Source organism: Paraburkholderia sp. GAS38 (genome assembly GCF_050434965.1).
GTDB lineage: Bacteria > Pseudomonadota > Gammaproteobacteria > Burkholderiales > Burkholderiaceae > Paraburkholderia > Paraburkholderia phenazinium_A.
This window is the reverse complement of sequence record NZ_JBNDJO010000001.1, coordinates 124,946-143,222: the sequence shown is the minus strand read 5'-3', so window position 1 is coordinate 143,222 and position 18,277 is coordinate 124,946. Positions and strand designations below refer to the sequence as shown.

Annotated in this window: 17 protein-coding genes; 12 read left to right on the top strand and 5 right to left on the bottom strand. The window is 64.8% G+C overall.

What is annotated here, in order from left to right; translation table 11 throughout:
• Positions 1 to 81 precede the first annotated feature (81 nt).
• Positions 82 to 984: a LysR family transcriptional regulator gene (locus P3T42_RS00620; protein WP_074299419.1), complete on the bottom strand. Its 903-nt coding sequence runs from the start codon at positions 982 to 984 to the stop codon at positions 82 to 84.
• 115 nt (positions 985 to 1,099) lie between these two features.
• On the opposite strand from P3T42_RS00620, the gene P3T42_RS00615 reads away from it, so the two are divergent.
• The 6 genes from P3T42_RS00615 (at position 1,100) to P3T42_RS00590 (ending at position 7,332) form a co-directional block, all read left to right on the top strand.
• Entirely contained in the window at positions 1,100 to 2,197 is a 1,098-nt protein-coding gene (locus P3T42_RS00615) for a YeiH family protein (RefSeq protein WP_074301648.1), read from the top strand.
• Between the two features lie 203 nt (positions 2,198 to 2,400).
• Positions 2,401 to 3,138: a glutathione S-transferase gene (locus tag P3T42_RS00610; protein WP_429304870.1), complete on the top strand. Its 738-nt coding sequence runs from the start codon at positions 2,401 to 2,403 to the stop codon at positions 3,136 to 3,138.
• 100 nt (positions 3,139 to 3,238) lie between these two features.
• Complete coding sequence (locus P3T42_RS00605; protein WP_074299422.1) at positions 3,239 to 4,972, top strand: ClcB-like voltage-gated chloride channel protein; 1,734 nt, start codon at positions 3,239 to 3,241, stop codon at positions 4,970 to 4,972.
• 150 nt (positions 4,973 to 5,122) lie between these two features.
• Complete coding sequence (locus tag P3T42_RS00600) at positions 5,123 to 6,460, top strand: C45 family autoproteolytic acyltransferase/hydolase (RefSeq protein ID WP_429304869.1); 1,338 nt, start codon at positions 5,123 to 5,125, stop codon at positions 6,458 to 6,460.
• A gap of 277 nt (positions 6,461 to 6,737) precedes the next feature.
• Complete coding sequence (locus tag P3T42_RS00595) at positions 6,738 to 6,989, top strand: hypothetical protein (protein ID WP_074299426.1); 252 nt, start codon at positions 6,738 to 6,740, stop codon at positions 6,987 to 6,989.
• 112 nt (positions 6,990 to 7,101) lie between these two features.
• Entirely contained in the window at positions 7,102 to 7,332 is a 231-nt protein-coding gene (locus P3T42_RS00590; RefSeq protein WP_074299428.1) for a DUF2795 domain-containing protein, read from the top strand.
• A gap of 31 nt (positions 7,333 to 7,363) precedes the next feature.
• Here the strand turns inward: P3T42_RS00590 and P3T42_RS00585 are convergent, their stop codons facing one another.
• Positions 7,364 to 7,996 (bottom strand): CGNR zinc finger domain-containing protein, encoded by a 633-nt coding sequence (locus P3T42_RS00585; RefSeq protein WP_074299430.1) that lies wholly within the window; start codon positions 7,994 to 7,996, stop codon positions 7,364 to 7,366.
• A gap of 172 nt (positions 7,997 to 8,168) precedes the next feature.
• On the opposite strand from P3T42_RS00585, the gene P3T42_RS00580 reads away from it, so the two are divergent.
• The 3 genes from P3T42_RS00580 (at position 8,169) to P3T42_RS00570 (ending at position 10,593) form a co-directional block, all read left to right on the top strand.
• A complete protein-coding gene (locus P3T42_RS00580) occupies positions 8,169 to 8,858 on the top strand; it encodes an alpha/beta fold hydrolase (protein WP_074299432.1) in 690 nt (229 codons plus the stop codon).
• 24 nt (positions 8,859 to 8,882) lie between these two features.
• Positions 8,883 to 9,737, top strand: coding sequence for an alpha/beta fold hydrolase (locus tag P3T42_RS00575; protein WP_429304868.1), 855 nt, complete (start codon positions 8,883 to 8,885; stop codon positions 9,735 to 9,737).
• 85 nt (positions 9,738 to 9,822) lie between these two features.
• On the top strand, positions 9,823 to 10,593 hold the full coding sequence (locus P3T42_RS00570) for an SDR family oxidoreductase (protein ID WP_074299436.1): 771 nt from the start codon (positions 9,823 to 9,825) through the stop codon (positions 10,591 to 10,593).
• A 100-nt stretch (positions 10,594 to 10,693) separates the two neighbouring features.
• Here the strand turns inward: P3T42_RS00570 and P3T42_RS00565 are convergent, their stop codons facing one another.
• Positions 10,694 to 11,143: a GNAT family N-acetyltransferase gene (locus P3T42_RS00565; RefSeq protein ID WP_074299438.1), complete on the bottom strand. Its 450-nt coding sequence runs from the start codon at positions 11,141 to 11,143 to the stop codon at positions 10,694 to 10,696.
• A 180-nt stretch (positions 11,144 to 11,323) separates the two neighbouring features.
• A complete protein-coding gene (locus tag P3T42_RS00560) occupies positions 11,324 to 12,430 on the bottom strand; it encodes a LysR family transcriptional regulator (RefSeq protein ID WP_074299440.1) in 1,107 nt (368 codons plus the stop codon).
• Between the two features lie 411 nt (positions 12,431 to 12,841).
• Between P3T42_RS00560 and P3T42_RS00555 the strand changes: the two genes are divergently transcribed.
• Complete coding sequence (locus tag P3T42_RS00555) at positions 12,842 to 13,054, top strand: hypothetical protein (RefSeq protein WP_074299442.1); 213 nt, start codon at positions 12,842 to 12,844, stop codon at positions 13,052 to 13,054.
• A 107-nt stretch (positions 13,055 to 13,161) separates the two neighbouring features.
• Here P3T42_RS00555 and P3T42_RS00550 read toward each other — a convergent pair whose 3' ends face one another.
• Entirely contained in the window at positions 13,162 to 13,785 is a 624-nt protein-coding gene (locus P3T42_RS00550) for a TetR/AcrR family transcriptional regulator (protein WP_429304867.1), read from the bottom strand.
• A 263-nt stretch (positions 13,786 to 14,048) separates the two neighbouring features.
• On the opposite strand from P3T42_RS00550, the gene P3T42_RS00545 reads away from it, so the two are divergent.
• Both P3T42_RS00545 and P3T42_RS00540 read left to right on the top strand, forming a co-directional pair.
• The gene (locus P3T42_RS00545) at positions 14,049 to 15,146 is read left to right on the top strand and encodes an efflux RND transporter periplasmic adaptor subunit (protein ID WP_429304866.1); all 1,098 of its coding nucleotides are present in this window, start codon (positions 14,049 to 14,051) and stop codon (positions 15,144 to 15,146) included.
• On the top strand, positions 15,143 to 18,277 hold the full coding sequence (locus P3T42_RS00540) for an efflux RND transporter permease subunit (RefSeq protein WP_074299448.1): 3,135 nt from the start codon (positions 15,143 to 15,145) through the stop codon (positions 18,275 to 18,277). Before P3T42_RS00545 ends, P3T42_RS00540 begins: the two co-directional genes overlap by 4 nt.

Here is an 18,277-nt window from a genome sequence, read left to right as displayed (position 1 = left end):
GCTTCGATGGCTGGATAATGCGCTTCGAGTAGCCCGCCGCGCCATAGTGGAAATCCCTGAAGCGGCTTTGGCTGCGAGACATCAGTCCGCGTCGCCCGCCGTCAATGCCAGAAACCGCTCGACCACCCGCGACGGCGCGCTCGCATGTGGAATCAGGATCGAGAAACGCCGCGTCAACGGCTCCGGACTGAGCGAGAACAGGCACAGCGCGCCGCTCTCGTGGCGCATCGACATCGCCGACACGAAGCCGATCCCCATGCCCGCGCGCACCGCCTCCTTCACCCCTTCGACCCCGGCAATCTCGAGCGCGACGCGCATTGGCACGCCGGCGCGCGCGAACGCCCGCTCGACCATCTGACGCACGCCCGACCCGGCCTCGCGCAGCACCAAAGGATGATCGCCGAGCGCCGCCAGTTCGACCCGGCCAGCCGCCGCGCCCGCCTCCACCGTCTGCGCAAGCGGATGGCTGCGCGGCATGATCGCCACGATCTCATCCTCCCGCCACGGCTGCACGGCCGTATCCGGTGGCAGATCCACGCCCACCGGCCCTTCGACCATCGCGATATCGAGCGAAGCCAGCGCGCCGACGATATCGGCCGTATTGCCGTCCGTCGTATGCAGCGTCACGTCCGGATAGCGGCGGTGAAACCCCGCAATCAGGTACGGCAGCAGATAGCTGGCGGGCGTGGTGCTCGCGCCGACCCGCAGCGTGCCGCTCTCGAGTCCGCGCAGCGCATCGCGGTAGGCGTGGGCCTGCCGCCAGGTGTCGCGCAGTCGCGTCGCATAACTGGCGAGCTGCTCGCCCGCGGGGGTCAGCCGCACGCCGCGGCCGTCGCGCTGATACAGCGGCTCGCCGAACTCGTCCTGCAACTGGCGCAATTGCCCCGACACCGCCGGTTGCGACAGGTGCAAGGCGACCGCGGCCCGGCTGATGTTGCGATGCTCGGCGACGGCGGCGAAGGTTATAAGCTGATCAGGGGTCATGGGGCACAAATATCGGTTCAGCAGATAGTTTAGGTCATAAATGACGATTTTTCATATCGATATATCTAAATTAGGATTAGCCCATCCCATCAGAACCGCCTTGCAGGCGAAGATCATGTCCACCGCCCAACTTCACGCCGCGCCCCAGCACGCCGTCTCCACCACCCGCGGACAGCTCAACGGCATCCTGTTCGTCGCCCTGTTCGCCGCCGCCGTGACCCGCATCGCGGCCGTGCCCGCTATCGCCGGCCTCGGCCTCAGCCCTTTGATCGTCGGCATCGTCGCCGGTGCGCTGTATGGCAACGCGCTGCGCGACGGCATGCCCGCGAGCTGGGCGGCCGGCGTCAACTTCTCGGCGCGCAAGCTGTTGCGCATCGCCGTGGCGTTCTTCGGCCTGCGCGTCAGCCTGCAGGAAATCGCCCAGGTCGGCTTGCCGGGACTGGCCGAATCGGTGCTGGTGGTGGTCAGCACGCTCGTCATCGGCACCTGGGCCGGCATGAAGCTGATGAAGCTCGATCGCGATACGGCCTTGCTCACCGCCGCCGGCAGTGCGATCTGCGGCGCGGCGGCCGTCCTCGCCTTCGAATCGACGCTGCAATCGAAGCCGCACAAGAGCGCCATGGCGGTCGGCAGCGTGGTGCTGTTCGGCACCCTGTCGATGTTCCTCTACCCGATTCTGTTCAAGGCCGGCTGGCTGCATCTGGATACGATCGGCGCGGGCCTGTTTTTCGGCGGCACGATCCACGAAGTGGCTCAGGTGGTCGGCGCGGCCAGCAACGTCAGCCCGGAGGCGGAGCACATCGCCACCATCGTCAAGATGACGCGCGTGATGCTGCTGGTGCCGGTGCTGCTCGTGATCGGCGTGTGGATCAACCGGCCGGCGCGCGGCGGTGCCGCGGGCTCGCAAAACGGCACGCCAGGCGCCGCCCCGCATACGCCGCGCAAGCTGGCGATTCCCTGGTTCGCGCTCGGCTTCCTCGGTTTCGTGGTGGTGAATTCGCTGCACGTGTTGCCCGAAGCGGCCACGCAAACGCTCAACACACTCGACACCTTCGCACTGACCATGGCCATGACCGCGCTCGGTATCGAAACCCGCATTTCGCAGATTCGCGAGGCCGGTCCGCGGGCGCTGACCACCGGGCTGATCCTGTATGTGTGGCTGATCGGCGGCGGTTTGGGCATCACCTGGGCGGTGCAGCGCTTGCTGGGTTGATGCGTCCGGGTTGATGCATGCCGGTTGATCTGCCCGGGCTCACCCGCCCAGCCAGGGACCGCCCCTTGCTGCGAGCCCCGCCGTGTGCGGGGCTTTGCGCATGTCTGTGCACAACGCGACGCGCCCGCACGGCATACTGACCGTGCAGGCAGTCGGGATGGGTCAGCCGGAAGCAGCGAAATCAACCGAAAAAGGATCGATCGATGAGCTATGAACTCTACTATTGGGACAGTTTGCAGGGCCGCGGCGAATTCGTGCGGCTCGCCCTCGAGGAAGCGCGCGCCGACTACATCGAAGTGGCGCGCGGCAATGAAGCCCAGGGCCTCGGCACCGGCGCCATGCTGGCCCTGCTGAACAGCAAGCGCGAAGCCTGCCCGCCGTTCGCGCCACCGTTCCTGCGCGACGGCAATCTGCTGATCTCGCAGACCGCCAACATCCTGTTCTACCTCGGCCCGAAGCTCGGCCTCGCACCCGCCGACGAAGGCCTGCGCTACGTCGCCAACGGTCTGCAACTGACGATCGCCGACGTCGTCACCGAGGTTCACGACACCCATCACCCGCTCGCCTCGGGCCTCTACTACGAGGACCAGAAGGACGCCGCGAAGGTCCGCGCCCACGATTTCATCGACAACCGGATCCCCAAATTCATGCACTACTTCGAGCGCGTGATCACGCAGAACTACCAGAGCGACGCGCATCTGGTCGGCGACAAGCTGACCTACGTCGACCTGTCGATGTTCCAGTTGATCGACGGCCTGCACTATGCGTTTCCGCGTGCAACCAGGCACTTCGGCGAGCACTACCCGCTGCTTGCCGCGTTGCACGACGCCGTGGCCGCACGTCCGAACATCGCCGCGTATCTGACTTCAGAGCGGCGCCTGGCCTACAACGAATCAGGGATCTTCCGACACTACCCGGAACTCGACAAGACTGCCCGGTGAAAACGCCCGCGCTGCGCCTTGCTTGTCTGTCCCACGGGCGCGGCGCAATGCTATTCTTGCGCGCGGTTGCTCTCCATTCCTTACCTACCCTGCTGCCGTCGTGCTTTCATTCCTGCTGAAGCTGCGCACCCGTGCGCAAAAACTGTTTCGACTGTCGGAAGCCCATACGATGCTGGTCTGGTCGGTGGTGGTCGGGGTCGCGGGCGCGCTCGCGACCATCGCCTTCCGCGCGGCCATCTCGCTGCTGCAACTGGCGATCTCCGGCGACTCGGGCAGCTTCGTCGAAATGGCGCGGCGCATGCCGTGGATGGAGCGCATCTGGCTGCCGGCGGCCGGCGGGCTGATCGCCGGCTTCCTGTTGCTGATCGCGCGGCGCCATGCCGACAAGAACACCCACACCGACTACATGGAAGCCGTCGCGATCGGCGACGGCGTCGTGCCGGTGCGGCTGAGTTTCTGGCGCAGCGTGTCGTCGCTGTTCACGATTGCGAGCGGCGGCTCGATCGGCCGCGAAGGTCCGATGGTGCAACTGGCGGCGCTCGCCGCATCGCTGATCGGCCGCTGGGTCCACTTCGACCCGGCGCGCCTGCGTCTGCTGGTGGCGTGCGGCGCGGCCGCCGGGATCACCTCGGCGTATAGCGCGCCGATCGCCGGCGCGTTCTTCGTGACCGAGATCGTGCTCGGCTCGATTGCGATGGAAAGCTTCGGTCCCGTCGTGGTCGCCGCGGTGGTCGCCAACATCACCATGCGCGAATTCACCAGTTACCGGCCGCCTTACGAGATGCCGGCGTTTCCACCGGTGGCGGGTCTCGAAGTGCTGCTGTTCGTCGCGCTGGGCGTGCTGTGCGGCGCGGCGGCTCCGCAGTTTCTGCGCATGCTGGATGTATCGAAGGCGGGCTTTCGCAAGCTGCCCTTGCCGCTGCCGGTGAGGCTCGCGCTGGGTGGGCTCGTAGTCGGCATTCTGTCGGTGTGGTCGCCCGAGGTGTGGGGCAACGGCTATAGCGTCGTCAACTCCATCCTTCACTCGCCGTGGACGTGGACCGCGCTCGTCTTCGTGCTGGTGTTCAAGCTGGTCGCGACCGCCGCCACTGCCGGCTCGGGCGCCGTGGGCGGGATTTTCACGCCGACGCTATTCGTCGGCGCGGTGGTCGGCTCGCTGTTCGGCCAGGGCATGCATGCGCTGTGGCCGCATGCCACCTCGGCGCCCTACGCGTACGCGATGGTCGGCATGGGCGCCTTCCTCGCCGGCGCCACCCAGGCGCCGTTGATGGCGATCCTGATGATCTTCGAAATGACGCTCAGCTATCAGGTCGTGTTGCCGCTGATGCTGTCGTGCGTGGTGGCGTATTTCGTGGCGCGCGCCATCGGCAAGACCTCGATGTACGAGATCACCCTGCACCGCAATCGCGAGGAACAGGAACGCGTGCGTCTGCGCGCCACCCAGATGCGCGAGCTGATTCGCCCTGCCGAGACCGTGGTGCAGCCGCACGCCACCGTCCAGGAGATGACGCGGGTGTTCCTCGAGTATCCGGTGAAGTACCTCTATGTCGCAGACGAAGCCGGCGCGTTCCTCGGCGTCGTCGCGCTGAAGGACATCACCTCCGACCTGCTGGAAAAGCGCGACACCGCCAGCAAAACCGCCGCCGATTACCTGCAGCCGCACTTCGACGTGCTGACGCCCGACATGTCGCTCGGCGTGGCGCTGCAGCACTTCATGGCTTTCCAGGGCGAGCGGCTGCCGGTGATCGAGAGCGTCGCGCATCCCACCCTCGCCGGGGTCGTCTACAAGACCTCGCTGCTCGACGCCTATTTCCGCATGAACCCCACGCGCTGAGCGGGCTGGGCGCGCTGGGCGCGCTGGGTGCGCCGTGGCAAAGCGCGGCACACCTTCTACAATGAATCAGGCAGCACGCCGCCTTGCGCGGCGCGGTTGAAACGCCGCGACGGGCGCCCCCGACGCCCGCGCCTTCGACCGGGAGCGACGATGAGCGACCCCTCCTTCGATGCGATGCGCCGCGATCAGGCGGGCTGGATTTTCGTGCATATCGAGGGCGAGCCGTACGATCGCGGAGAACAGCACGGCCAGTTGCTCGCGAGCGAAATCCAGAACGCCATCCACACCGCGCGCTACCTCGCCAAATGGGACACCGGCGAAGACTTCGACACCTTCGTCAACGCCGCCGTCAGCCAGTTCGCGCCGCAGCTCGACAGTGAATTCGCCGACGAAATCCAGGGTATCGCCGACGGCGCCAAGCTGCCGTTTGCCGAGGTGCTGGCATGGAACGGTTACATGGATCTGCTGCAAAGCTGGTGGCCGAGCCACGTGGCCGCCCAGCAGCCGCGGCTTGGCGTCAAACCGTGGCGCGGCCGGCGCGGCCACCATTGCAGCGCCTTCATCGCCACGGGCCACGCGACCTGCGACGGCCGCATCGTCATGGCACACAACTCATGGGACCGCTATGCGGCGGGCGATGCGTTCAACGTCGTGTTCGACATCGTGCCGGAATCCGGTCATCGCATCCTGATGCAGGGTCTGCCCGGCTGCATCTCCAGCCTCACCGATTTCTGGCTCACCGCCGCCGGCCTGATGGTGACCGAAACCACCATTTCGAACTTCGCCGGCTACAACCCGGCCGGCGCGCCGGAGTTCTACCGCTCCCGGCGCGCGACGCAGTACGCGAACAGCATCGGCGAATGGTGCGAGATGTTTGCGATGGCCAACAACGGCGGCTATGCGAATAGCTGGCTGCTCGGCGACGCGAAAACCGGCGAGATTGCCCGCTACGAACTCGGGCTGCACTATTCCGGCTTCGAGAGCACGAAAGACGGTTTCTACAGCGGCTACAACACCGCGACCGATCTGAAGATCCGCAACCAGGAGTGCGTCGGCGAAGGCGAGGATTACACGGACGTGCGCAAGAACGGCGCACGACGGCTGCGCTTCATGCAGCTCGCGGAGCTGCATCGCGGCAAGATCGACGTCGAGCTGGCGAAAGAGATGATTGCCGACCATCACGACGTCTATCTGAACCGCCGCGACAATCCCTGTTCGCGCACAATCTGCGGCCACCTGGAACTGGACGATGCGCGCTTCGGCGGCTCGGATCAGGGGCCGTTCAACCCGTGGGGCGCCAACGACGGCAAGGTGGCGGACAGCGAGATGGCGCGCGAGATGGCCTTCAGCGCGCGCTGGGGCCATCCGTGCGGCCGGCCGTTCGATGCGCAGGCGTTCATGAAACGTCATCCACAGTGGAACTGGCTCAACGGCTACATGCGCGACCGGCCGTCGTGGCCATGGACGCGCTTTGCGGCGCTGCGTTGAAGTCCGCGCGGTTCGCCCGGCCCCGCCGTCCACGTGGTCGTCCGTGTAGTGGTTCGCAACGCGAAAACTTTTTTTCTGCCATGATGGACCGCAGACGGATTCCCTCTCGCGGCCCCGCTCGGTTTTGTACAGCGGTTGCAAGATTTGCCGTCTAAGATGGAAGAAGTGCAGCGCGCCGCGAGCGCGGCTGCGCGAAGCGCGCGCCTCCCCTGCGGCCGCAGGAATGGCACGGCGCTTGCTGCAGCCTCTGCGCTGCATCAGGAAAGGAGGTCGGGCGATGAAAACCTCGACACTGTTGGCCATGGTGACGCTGTCGGCTTCGTGCTTCGCAGCGCCGGTTCATACCGCACTCGACAGCACCGCCAATCCCGTCGCCGAACGCGCCAACGCCGCGCCGGTTGCACCGGCGGCGCCCGGCGTCGATGTCACGGACGAGAACCGTCCGCAGCAGTGGGAACATATCGCGCTGCCCAAATCGCGGCATCTGGAACGCGGACTCACAGCGCAAAACGAACACCTGCAAACCTGATCCCGGTTGACTCCTGCGGCTTGACTCCCGCAGTTTTACTCCCGCCTCACCCCCGCATGAGCGCATCCGGCCACGCAACCGCATCATCTTCCCCCCATCAAGGAGCGCGTGCATGGCCGGCTCGGCTATCCCTGGCGAAGCAATCAATCTGCAGATCGCCGATCTACTGCAGGAAGTGAAGTTTCCGATCAACAAGGACGGCCTCGTCGACCTCGCCCGCGAGGCCGGCGCCAGCAATGAAGTCCTGGCGATGTTCGACGGCTTGCCCGAGCAGGATTACGCGGACATCGCCGCCATCACGCCGCTGCTCGCCGGCAATTTCGGACCCGGCCTCGGTATCTGAGCGTCGATGCCGGGCTCCCGCCCACGTCGCCTCAGTGCGCTTCCTGTTCCTTGAGCCGTTTGCGGTGCGCCGCGACCTTCGCGCGGTTGCCGCAAATCGCCATGCTGCACCAGCGGCGCGCGTGGCCCCGCGTGTGATCGGCAAACAGCAAGGTGCAGCGGGGACCTTCACAGGCCTTCACCTGGGTGAAATCTTCGTCGCAGACCAGTCTCGCCAGCGCCTCGGCGATGGGCAACAGCAATGACTCCGCCGACTTCCAGCGCCGCTGCGCGCGCAATTCGAATCGCGACACCCCAGCCGTGACATCGGCGACGATTTCTTCATAGCGATCGTCGCGCGCAAGGAGTTCATTCAAGGGCGCGAGCTCACCCACATCCACGGCGGCCAGCGGCCGTCCCTTCCTCGTCCGCACAAATCCCCTGAACCACTCGCGCAGCGCGCGCGCCTGTTGCGCTACGGCGTCGAGCTCAGCCGGCGTGGACTGCGCGCGCAGTGCTGCAAGCGCCGCCGGCGGCACCATGCCGGCCTGCTCCAGCCAGGACAGCAGGCCTTCTCCATCGCCGATCCAGTCGACTTCTTCGTCCACCGGTGTCGCAATCGAGTTGAGGAAATCGAGGCCCGGCGCATCGGCCACGAATATCGCGGGAATCTGACGGTAGTCCATTTTCTTGTGATCAATCTGCCATATCGATGAAGACATCGTAACCACTAAAAATGCTCTTGACAAGTTACACATGGAGTTAGTAACCTTTAAAACATCAACAAAGAGGTTACTTAGTGCGATGCAGTAGATGGCACATGACAGGCAGCAGCCACTATCTTGAAAGGAGCGGGACATGTCGTTTGGCAAGGTGAGCGCCGTGCTGGTCCACGGTGCATGGGCGGACGGATCGAGCTGGAGCAAGGTGATCGAGCGTCTGCAGGAACAAGGGATCAATGCGGTTGCGGCTCCGTTGCCGCTCACCTCGTTGAGCGACGACGTGGCCGCGCTCGACCGCGTACTCGAGCGGATCGAAGGTCCGGTGGTGCTGGCCGGTCATGCCTATGCCGGCGGCGTGATCGGCGCGACCCGGTCGGAACAGGTCGCGGCATTGGTGTACGTCGCCGCGCTCGCTCCCGACGAGGGTGAAACGGTGGGCGAGGTGTTCTACCGCGGCGAAGCGCATCCGCAGGCGCCGCAACTCGCGCCGGATGGACATGGCTTCATCTGGCTGCCGCAAGAAGCGTTCGGCCGGGCGTTTGCGCAGGAGGCGACGTCGCAGGAGCTGGCCGTGCTCGCCGCGGTGCAGCGTCCGATTGCGGTGGCGTGCATCGGCGAGGCGGTCGGGCGTCCGCTGTGGAAGGACCGTCCGAGCTGGTACCTCGTCGCGGAGCAGGACCGCATGATCAACCCCGTCACCCAGCATTTCATGGCGGATCGCATGAAGGCGCACGTGCGCTCGCACCCGGTCGACCACACACCGCTCGTGACGGCGCCTGACGTGGTGACGCAGGTCATTGTCGAAGCGCTGCAGTCGGTTGCCTGACCCTATTCCTCTGTGGAGAAAATCATGACTTCGATTACGTATCGCCATGCCGACGTCGACGGCTTCAAGGTGTTCTATCGCGAAGCCGGCCGCCCGGGTGCCCCCAAGCTGCTGCTTCTGCACGGCTTCCCGAGTTCGAGCCATATGTTTCGGGACCTGATTCCAGAGCTGGCCGAGCGTTTCCACATCGTCGCACCGGATCTGCCCGGCTTCGGCCAGTCCGACATGCCGAGCCGCGACAGTTTTGCGTACACGTTCGACAACATCGCTCATGTCATCGAGCGTTTCACCGAGGTGATCGGCTTCGACCGCTTTGCGGTCTACGTCTTCGACTACGGTGCGCCAACCGGTTTCCGGCTTGCCGTCAGCCATCCCGAGCGGATCACGGCGATCGTTTCGCAGAACGGCAACGCCTATGAAGAAGGCCTGAGCGACGGCTGGAATCCGATCCGCGCGTACTGGCAAGACGCGTCGCCCGCCAATCGCGAGGCGCTGCGCGCGCTGCTCACGCATGAGACGACCGTGTGGCAGTACACGTATGGTGTGCCTGACGCGGCGTCGGTTTCGCCGGACGGCTACTCGCTCGACGACTTCTATCTGAGCCGCCCGGGTGCGGACGAGGTACAGCTCGACCTGTTCCGCGACTATCGAAACAACGTCGCGCTATACCCCGCGTTCCAGCAGTACTTCCGCACTCATCAGCCGCCGTTGCTTGCCGTATGGGGGCAGCACGATCCGTTCTTTCTGCCCGCGGGCGCCGAAGCGTTCAAGCGCGACATCCCGGGCGCCGTCGTGCGCTTCTTCGATACCGGTCACTTCGCGCTGGAGACGCACGCTACGGAGATCGCGGCGGCGATTTCGGAGTTTCTTGTTCGCTGAGGTTTCTGCCGGTCGGCATCGACTGGCGGAACGACCGTCATGGTTTATCGAACCACGCTTGATTCACTCATCCAGGAGCAGCAACATGTCCAGCAAAGTCGCAATCGTCACGGGCGCGAGCCAGGGTATCGGTCGGTCGACCGCTATCCGGCTGGCGCGGGATTTTGACTCGATCGTGCTCGTCGCACGTAACCGCGCGAATCTCGAAGAGACGGCCGTCGAAGTGAAAAAGGCCGGCGCACAGACGCTTGTTCTCGACCTCGATCTCTCCGAACCCGAGGCCGCGCAGCAAGTGGTGGACGAGACGCTTGCAACGTTCGGGCGTATCGACGCGTTGCTCAACATTGCAGGCGCCGTGCCGCAGATCGACGTGCTCGAGATGACCGACGAGCAATGGGATCGCGGTCTCGCGCTCAAGCTGCATGGCGCGCGCCGGCTGACGATCGCGGCATGGCCGTCGCTGAAGGAAAGTTCGGGATCGGTGGTGCTGATGTCCGGCAATTCCGCACTGTTTCCAAAGGCGCCGTACGCGGCCGTGGGCACGATCAACGCAGCGATCGTGGCACTCGCCAAAGCCTTCTCGGATCGCGGCATCGCCGACGGCGTGCAGGTCAACAGCGTGCTGCCAGGCCCCGTGATGACCGGCCGGCGACGCTCCTACCTGGAACATTGGGCGCCGCTGCACAACATGAGCGTTGAAGAGGCGACGGCAAAGTTTCCGGTTGAAGCGGGAATCGCGCGTTACGGCACGCCTGAAGAGATTGCCGAGTTGATGGCGTTCGTGGTGTCGCCTGTAGCGCGCTGGATGACGGGCTCGACGTTGCGAATGGATGGCGGCGAAGTGAAATCGGTTTGAGTGGCGAGCGGTTGCGCGGTGCGCAAATCACGGCGCTGGCGTGTCGCCGCGTTGATGGCAGCGGGTTTTGCGCGAGCGCGCGCGCGGGTGGCAACAACGCTCAGGCAGCCCGCGCCCGAGGCTCACGCGTGTAGTAAATGTCCCACTCGCCCTCGCCGGTTTTCACGAAGCCATGGCGCTGATAAAAGCGATTCGAGTCGCTATCGCGCAGCGCCCCCAATCGGACCGGCAATGCCTGCGCGTCGGCATCGGCGAGCACGGCGTCGAGCACCGCGGCGCCTACGCCCTTTCCCTGGTAAGCCGGAACGATATACAGATGATCGAGCTGCAGATGATCCGTCTCGGGCCTGATCAGCACAAAACCGGCCTTTGCGCCGTCGACGAGGATGAAGCGGCAATACGCTGCGTCGAACGACGCGAGGAAACGCTCGCGGGCACGCGTCGGATCGAAGCGGCCAATCCGTTCGAGGCTCTCGCGCATCGCTTCAATACGAATCTGCACCAGCGTTTCGACGTCGTCGCCGGTGGTGTGGGCAAAGGTCACGTTCAACTCGTCATGCTCCCCGGATAGCGTGTGCGGGCGTGCCGCGGAGAGGCGGGATGCGCCTGTACGCACCCCGCCGATCCGCCAGTATCGCCTGACTGCTGCCACACGCTCAAGGTCGTTGAGTCGACCCCGCGAGCCTTCATCTCTCCCTGACGCCGTGATCGCGTTTCGCCACCGCCGGGCTTAAACCGGCGACGCCTGCTCGGTCATGCGCGTCGGCCGGGACGGCTTGCGCGAGGCCGCCGCAGCCGTCGTGCCGCGCGGCAGCGAGGCTTCTTCTTCGCGCTCGTCGAAGTCCAGCGCCGCTGCCTGGGCGTCCGCCACGGCGCGCCTTGCTTGCGCCGTGAGCGACACCGCATCCTGCGAGCCTGCGAACTCGTCCGGCACGTTGCTCGACATCTGGCTGAAATGCTCGACCAGATGATCGATAAAGGTCCGCACCTTGGCCGGCAGATGATGACGGCTCGGATACGCAATGGTCACCTCGACCTGCGGCAGGCGATAACCGCCCAACAGACGCACCAGCCGGCCACGCTCGAGGTCGCGGCCAATCAGGTAGCTCGGCAGGATGGCAACGCCCATGCCGAGCAGCGCGAACTGGCGCAGCATTTCGGTGTTGTTCGCCACGATCGCGTTGGTGGGCCGCATCCGCACGTCGCCGCTGCCGTCGAGGCTCGTGAAGACGCGTTCGTCGCCGCCGTATTCGGACGGCAGCGACAGGCTCGGGTGATCCTGCAACTGTTCGGGCCGGGTCGGCACGCCGTGCTTCTGCAAATAGGCGGGCGTCGCGCACACGGTCATGTGACCGGTGGTCAGGCGCCGCGTGACGATGCTCGCGCTGCGCATCTGCCGCGCGATCAGCACGCCCACATCGAAGCCTTCTTCGACCAGATCGACATGGCGATCCACCAGCGTGACATCGGGGATGACGTTCGGATAACGCTCGGCGTACGACTGCAGCACCGGCGCGAAATTATGCAGGCCGAACACCACAGGCGCGACGATGCGCAAGGTGCCGACGGGTTCGTGATTGCGCGCCACCACCATCTGCTCGACCCCTTCGAGATCGTCGAGGATCGGCCGCACGCGTTCGAGATAAACCCGGCCCGACTCGGTCAGCGACTGGCTGCGGGTCGTCCGGTTGAGCAGACGGGTGCCGAGACGCTCTTCGAGGTCGGCCACGTGACGGGTCACGACGGCGGTAGAGATACCCATCGTGCCGGCAGTACGGGCGAAGCTCCCGAGTTCGGCCACTTTGACGAAAACTCGCATCGACTGCAAATGATTCATGAGGCCACTCCTGCCGCTATTAAAGCCAAGCCAACGAACGCCGACGCAGCGCGTAAACGGAGCGTCGGCGACTACGCAAGCCGATGACTACAAGCGGGTGACATCGCACCTCGACGACGGACCATGTGCGTGAGAACCACGCTGCGAGTCGCTCGCACCAAGGCTTGCCCAACGCGTTCGATTGTATCGATCACTCATGGCCCAACCCTGACCTGAAGATGGCAAAACGGTCAGGTAGGCGATGCAGGTGGAATTAAACGGAGTTGCGCGCTGTTCGGGGCGCGAAGCCAACATGCCGGATTGTTCGTGCAGGACAAAAAATACGCGCCCGGCGGGTGCGATTCGATGCCCGGGCGACTAGGTGAAAACCCTAATCTCCGGTATCATGGAGGGCGAAAGGAAGATATCGCCATGCCACATCGTTTTCAGGTTATTGAAAGAATCGCGTTTTCACTGGTCGTGTTGTCTGCAGTCGCCTGCTCCGCCTTCATCGCCTACGAAACCAGCCCCGACGTCCGCCAGGTCCTGCACGCCGGCAAGACCGCCCTGCAATGGAGCGGCGAGTATTCGCTCATCTGCGCGTCGCCCGTGACGGACGCCTGTGCGAATCTGCCGGTTGATTGAGCGCGAGTTGAGCCGGGGTTGAGCGCGGGCTGAATCGCCCGCCTCATTGCTCTGCTTCACTGCGCTGCTTCACTGCGCCACCGCACTGCTCCGCTGCACAACCCGCCTCACAGCCCCGCGTCGCGCCCGAACACCACCCGCGCGAAGAATCCCGCCAGCACCGCCTCCGCGGTATCGCTCGAGACGTTTTGCGGGTCGACCGTGTAGAAGTACTGCACGCCGTCGCACAGTCCCATCAGCCCCAACGCCAGCGTTTCGGCCGGCAGCGGCAACGGCGTGCCTGCGCGCGCTGAAAACTCGCGAATATATTCGCTCAGTTGCTGCAGCTTCTCGTGCATGAACGCGTTGAATTTCAGCCTGAAACGGCCGTCGCGCGCGGCCAGCAGCTTCGCCTCCGCCCATAGCAGGAAGCACTTGTTCTCGCGGTGCATATTGCTGTAGTACGTCAGCACGCGCGCCTCCATGGATTCGCGCGTCGCACCTTCTTCGAAGATGCTATCCAGATCCGCCTGCATTTCCTCATGGTCGCGCCTGAGCAGTTCGAGGAACAGCTCGGGCTTGCTGCGGAAGTTCGAATAGAACGCCCCGCGCGTATAACCGGCCGCCTCGGCGATGTCTTCGACACTCGTGGCGACGAACCCTTTCTTCATAAAAATAGCTTGCGCGGCGTCGAGCAGGCGCAGGCGCGTCTGGTCTTTGCTCTGTTCGCGTGTGAGTCGTTGGCGTTTCATGCAGGCGAGTTTACCACCGGAAAGAATTCAAATACGACTATACACTCAGATACAGGTGTGTATTAGAATGCACAGCATCATTTGAAGCAACAGGGTATTGCTCGCGTCGTTTCAAACGTGCCTTCGCTGGCTAGCCGCTGTGGCTTGCCGTGTTCGTTCGCTGTCTCCTGATTGGGGTAATTGTGAATCGTCCCGGTTGTAGCGCATCACCTGCGATGCGCACGCACTCTCATCCGCATCGCCGTTCCACCCCCACACGCCGCATGGCCTACGCCCTCGCGCTGGCCGGCCTCGTCATGCTGGGCGCATGCCATCAGCAGCAGGCGTCAGCGCCTGCGCCACGTCCGGTGGTTGTCGCCGCCGCGCATGCCGACGGCAGCCCGCTGTCGGCCTCGTTGCCGGGCGAAGTAGAAGCGCGTTACTCGACGCCGCTGTCGTTCCGGATTGCCGGCAAGATCATCGAGCGGCACGTCCGGCTCGGCGACACGGTGAAGCTCGGCGAAGTCGTGGCCCGCCTCGACCCGGCGGATGCGCAGAAGAGCGCCGCCAGCGCGCAGGCGCAACTCGACGCCGCGCAGCACAGCCTCGTGTATGCCAGGCAGCAGCTGGATCGCGACCAGGCGCAGGCGCATGAAAACCTGATTTCGGCGGCGCAGCTCGAACAGACCACCAATGCGTATGCCTCGGCACTGGCCCAGCGCGATCAGGCGGCACAACAAGCCGCACTGCAGAAGAACCAGCTGCAGTACACCGACCTGCCCGCGGATCACGCCGGCGTGATCACGGCCGAACAGGCGCAGACCGGGCAAAACGTCTCGGCCGGACAAGCGGTCTACAACCTCGCGTGGAGCGGTGACGTCGACGTCGTGGTGGATGTGCCGGAAAGCACGCTCGCCGCGCTCGCTGTCGGCCAGACCGCCAAGGTCACGATGTCGGCGCTGCCCGGCCGCACCTTCAACGCCCGCGTGCGCGAGCTCTCGCCCGCCGCCGATCCGCAAAGCCGCACCTATCGCGCGAACCTCACGCTGCTCGAGCCCGGCCCGGATGTGCGGCTCGGCATGACGGCGGACGTGGCGCTCACCGCAGGCAACAGCGCTGCGCAGCCCGCCGCGTCGTTCACGCTGCCCGCCACCGCGCTGTTCCACGACGGCACCAACCCGGCCGTATGGGTCGTACACGACGGCGACGACGTACTGGAACTGCGCCGCGTGCAGGTCGCACGGTATGACGAACGCACCGTCGCCATCTCCGACGGCCTGAAGGACGGCGAGCGCGTCGTGCTGCAAGGCGTGCACACGGTGACCGCCGGCGAGAAAGTCCACCCGATCGCCCCCCTGCATCCCGAGGACTTCGCTTCATGAGTACAACTACGCATGAACATGAAGAGGGACGCTTCAACCTGTCCGCGTGGGCGCTGCGTCACCAGGCGCTGGTGGTGTTCCTGATTGCGCTGGCCACGGCCTTCGGGATCCTCGCTTACACGAAGCTCGCCCAATCGGAAGATCCGCCGTTCACGTTCCGCGTGATGGTGATCCGCACCTTCTGGCCCGGCGCCACCGCCCGCCAGGTGCAGGAACAGGTCACCGACCGCATCGGCCGCAAGCTGCAGGAAACGCCGTATATCGACTTCGTGCGCAGCTATTCGCGCCCCGGCGAATCGCTGATGTTCTTCTCGATGAAGGACTCCGCGCCCGTCAAGGACGTGCCGGAAACCTGGTACCAGGTGCGCAAGAAGGTGGGCGACATCGCCACCTCCCTGCCGCAAGGCATCCAGGGACCGTTCTTCAACGACGAGTTCGGCGACGTCTACACCAATATCTACACGCTCGAAGGCGACGGCTTTTCCGCCGCGCAACTGCACGACTACGCGGACGAATTGCGCACTGTGCTGCTGCGCGTGCCGGGCGTCGCCAAGGTCGATTACTTCGGCGACCCCGACCAGCACATCTACATCGAGATCGCCAATACGCAGCTCACGCGTCTGAACGTGTCGCCGCAACAGATTGCGCAGGCCATCAATTCGCAGAACGACGTCTCGCCGGCCGGCACCCTGACTACGCTGGACGACCGCGTGTTCGTGCGCCCGACCGGCCAGTTCAAGGACGTCAACGCGCTCGCCGATACGCTGATCCGCATCAACAACCGCTCGTTTCGCCTCGGCGACATCGCCACCATCAAACGCGGCTATGACGATCCGGTCTCCACGCAGATGCGCTACGGCGGCAAGGCCGTGCTCGGCATCGGCGTGACCATGCAGCCCGGCGGCGACGTGATCCAGCTCGGCAAGGCGCTCGACAAGCAGTCGGCCGTGCTGCGCTCGTATCTGCCGGCCGGCCTCAAGCTCGTCGAAGTCTCGAGCATGCCGGATGCCGTCGCGAAGTCGGTCGACGACTTTCTGGAGGCGGTGGCCGAAGCGATTGCGATCGTACTGGTGGTGAGTCTCGTGTCGCTGGGTGTGCGCACCGGGATGGTGGTCGTGATCTCCATTCCGATCGTGCTCGCGGTCACGGCGCTGTGCATGTACCTGTTCGATATCGGCTTGCACAAGGTCTCGCTCGGCACGCTCGTGCTCGCGCTCGGGCTGCTGGTGGACGATGCGATTATCGCCGTCGAGATGATGTCGGTGAAGCTCGAACAGGGCTGGAACCGCACCCGCGCCGCCGCGTTCGCGTACACCAGCACCGCGTTTCCGATGCTGACCGGCACACTCGTCACCGTATCGGGCTTCCTGCCGATCGCGCTGGCGAAGTCGAGTACCGGCGAATACACCCGCTCCATCTTCGAGGTGTCGGCCATCGCGTTGATCGCATCGTGGCTCGCCGCCGTGGTGCTGATTCCGCTGCTCGGCTATCACCTGTTGCCGGAGCGCAAGCGCCAGGATCATGAAGCGCACGACTACGAACACGACATCTACGACACCCGCTTCTACAAGCGGCTGCGCGGCTGGATCACCTGGTGCATCGAGCGGCGCTTCGTCGTACTGACGATCACCGTCGTGCTGTTCGTGGTCGCGCTGATGGGCTTCACGCTGGTCCCGCAGCAGTTCTTCCCGAGTTCGGACCGTCCGGAGTTGCTGGTCGACGTCAGGTTGCCGGAAGGCGCCTCGTTCGAAGCCACGCTGCGCGAGTCCCAGCGGCTCGAAAAAGCGCTGGTGGGCCGCCCGGAAATCGATCATACGGTGGACTTCGTGGGCCAGGGTGCGCCCCGTTTCTATCTGCCGCTGGACCAGCAATTGCAGCAGCCGAATTTCGCGCAGTTCGTGATCACCGCGAAATCGGTCAAGGACCGCGAGAAGCTCGCGCAATGGCTCGAACCGGAATTGCGCAACCAGTTCCCGGCGATCCGCACGCGCCTGTCGCGCCTCGAAAACGGGCCGCCGGTCGGCTTTCCGGTGCAGTTCCGCGTGAGCGGCGACGACATCGCCACGGTGCGTTCGATCGCCGAACGCGTCGCGGCGACGATGCGTGCCGACCATCGTACGGACAATGTCCAGTTCGACTGGGACGAGCCGGCCGAGCGCTCGGTGCGCTTCGAGATCGACCAGAAGAAGGCGCGCGAGTTGGGCGTCACCTCGGACGACGTGTCGAGCTTCCTCGCCATGACGCTGTCCGGCTACACGGTCACGCAATACCGCGAACGCGACAAGCTGATCAGCGTCGACCTGCGCGCGCCGAAGACGGAACGCGTCGATCCCGGCCAACTCCTCACGCTGGCCATGCCCACGCCGAATGGTCCGGTGCCGCTCGGCACGCTCGGCCATATGCACTACGACCTCGAATACGGCGTGATCTGGGAACGCGACCGCCAACCGACCATCACGGTGCAATCGGACGTGATCGGCAACGCGCAAGGCATCGACGTCACGAATAGCGTCGACAAGGCGCTTGCCCAGATTCGCGCGACGCTGCCGGTGGGCTACCGCATCGAAGTGGGCGGTTCGGTGGAGGAAAGCGGCAAAGGTCAGACGTCGATCAACGCGCAGATGCCGATCATGGTCATTGCCGTGCTGGTACTGCTGATGGTCCAGTTGCAGAGCTTCGCACGCGTGCTGATGGTGGTGCTGACCGCCCCGCTCGGCCTGATCGGGGTGGTGGCCACGCTGCTCCTGTTCGGCCAGCCGTTCGGCTTCGTGGCGATGCTCGGCGTGATTGCGATGTTCGGCATCATCATGCGCAACTCGGTGATTCTGGTCGATCAGATCGAGCAGGACATCGCCGCGGGACACAAACGCTTCGATGCCATCGTCGGCGCCACGGTCCGGCGTTTCCGGCCGATTACGCTGACCGCGGCGGCGGCCGTGCTGGCGCTGATTCCGCTGTTGCGCTCGAACTTCTTCGGGCCGATGGCCACCGCGCTGATGGGCGGCATCACAAGCGCCACGGTGCTCACGCTGTTCTATCTGCCCGCGCTGTACGCGGCCTCGTTCAGGGTGCGCGGCGACGAACGCGAGCCGCCGGCTTCATCGACGCAAGCGTCGCATTCGGGAAATTGA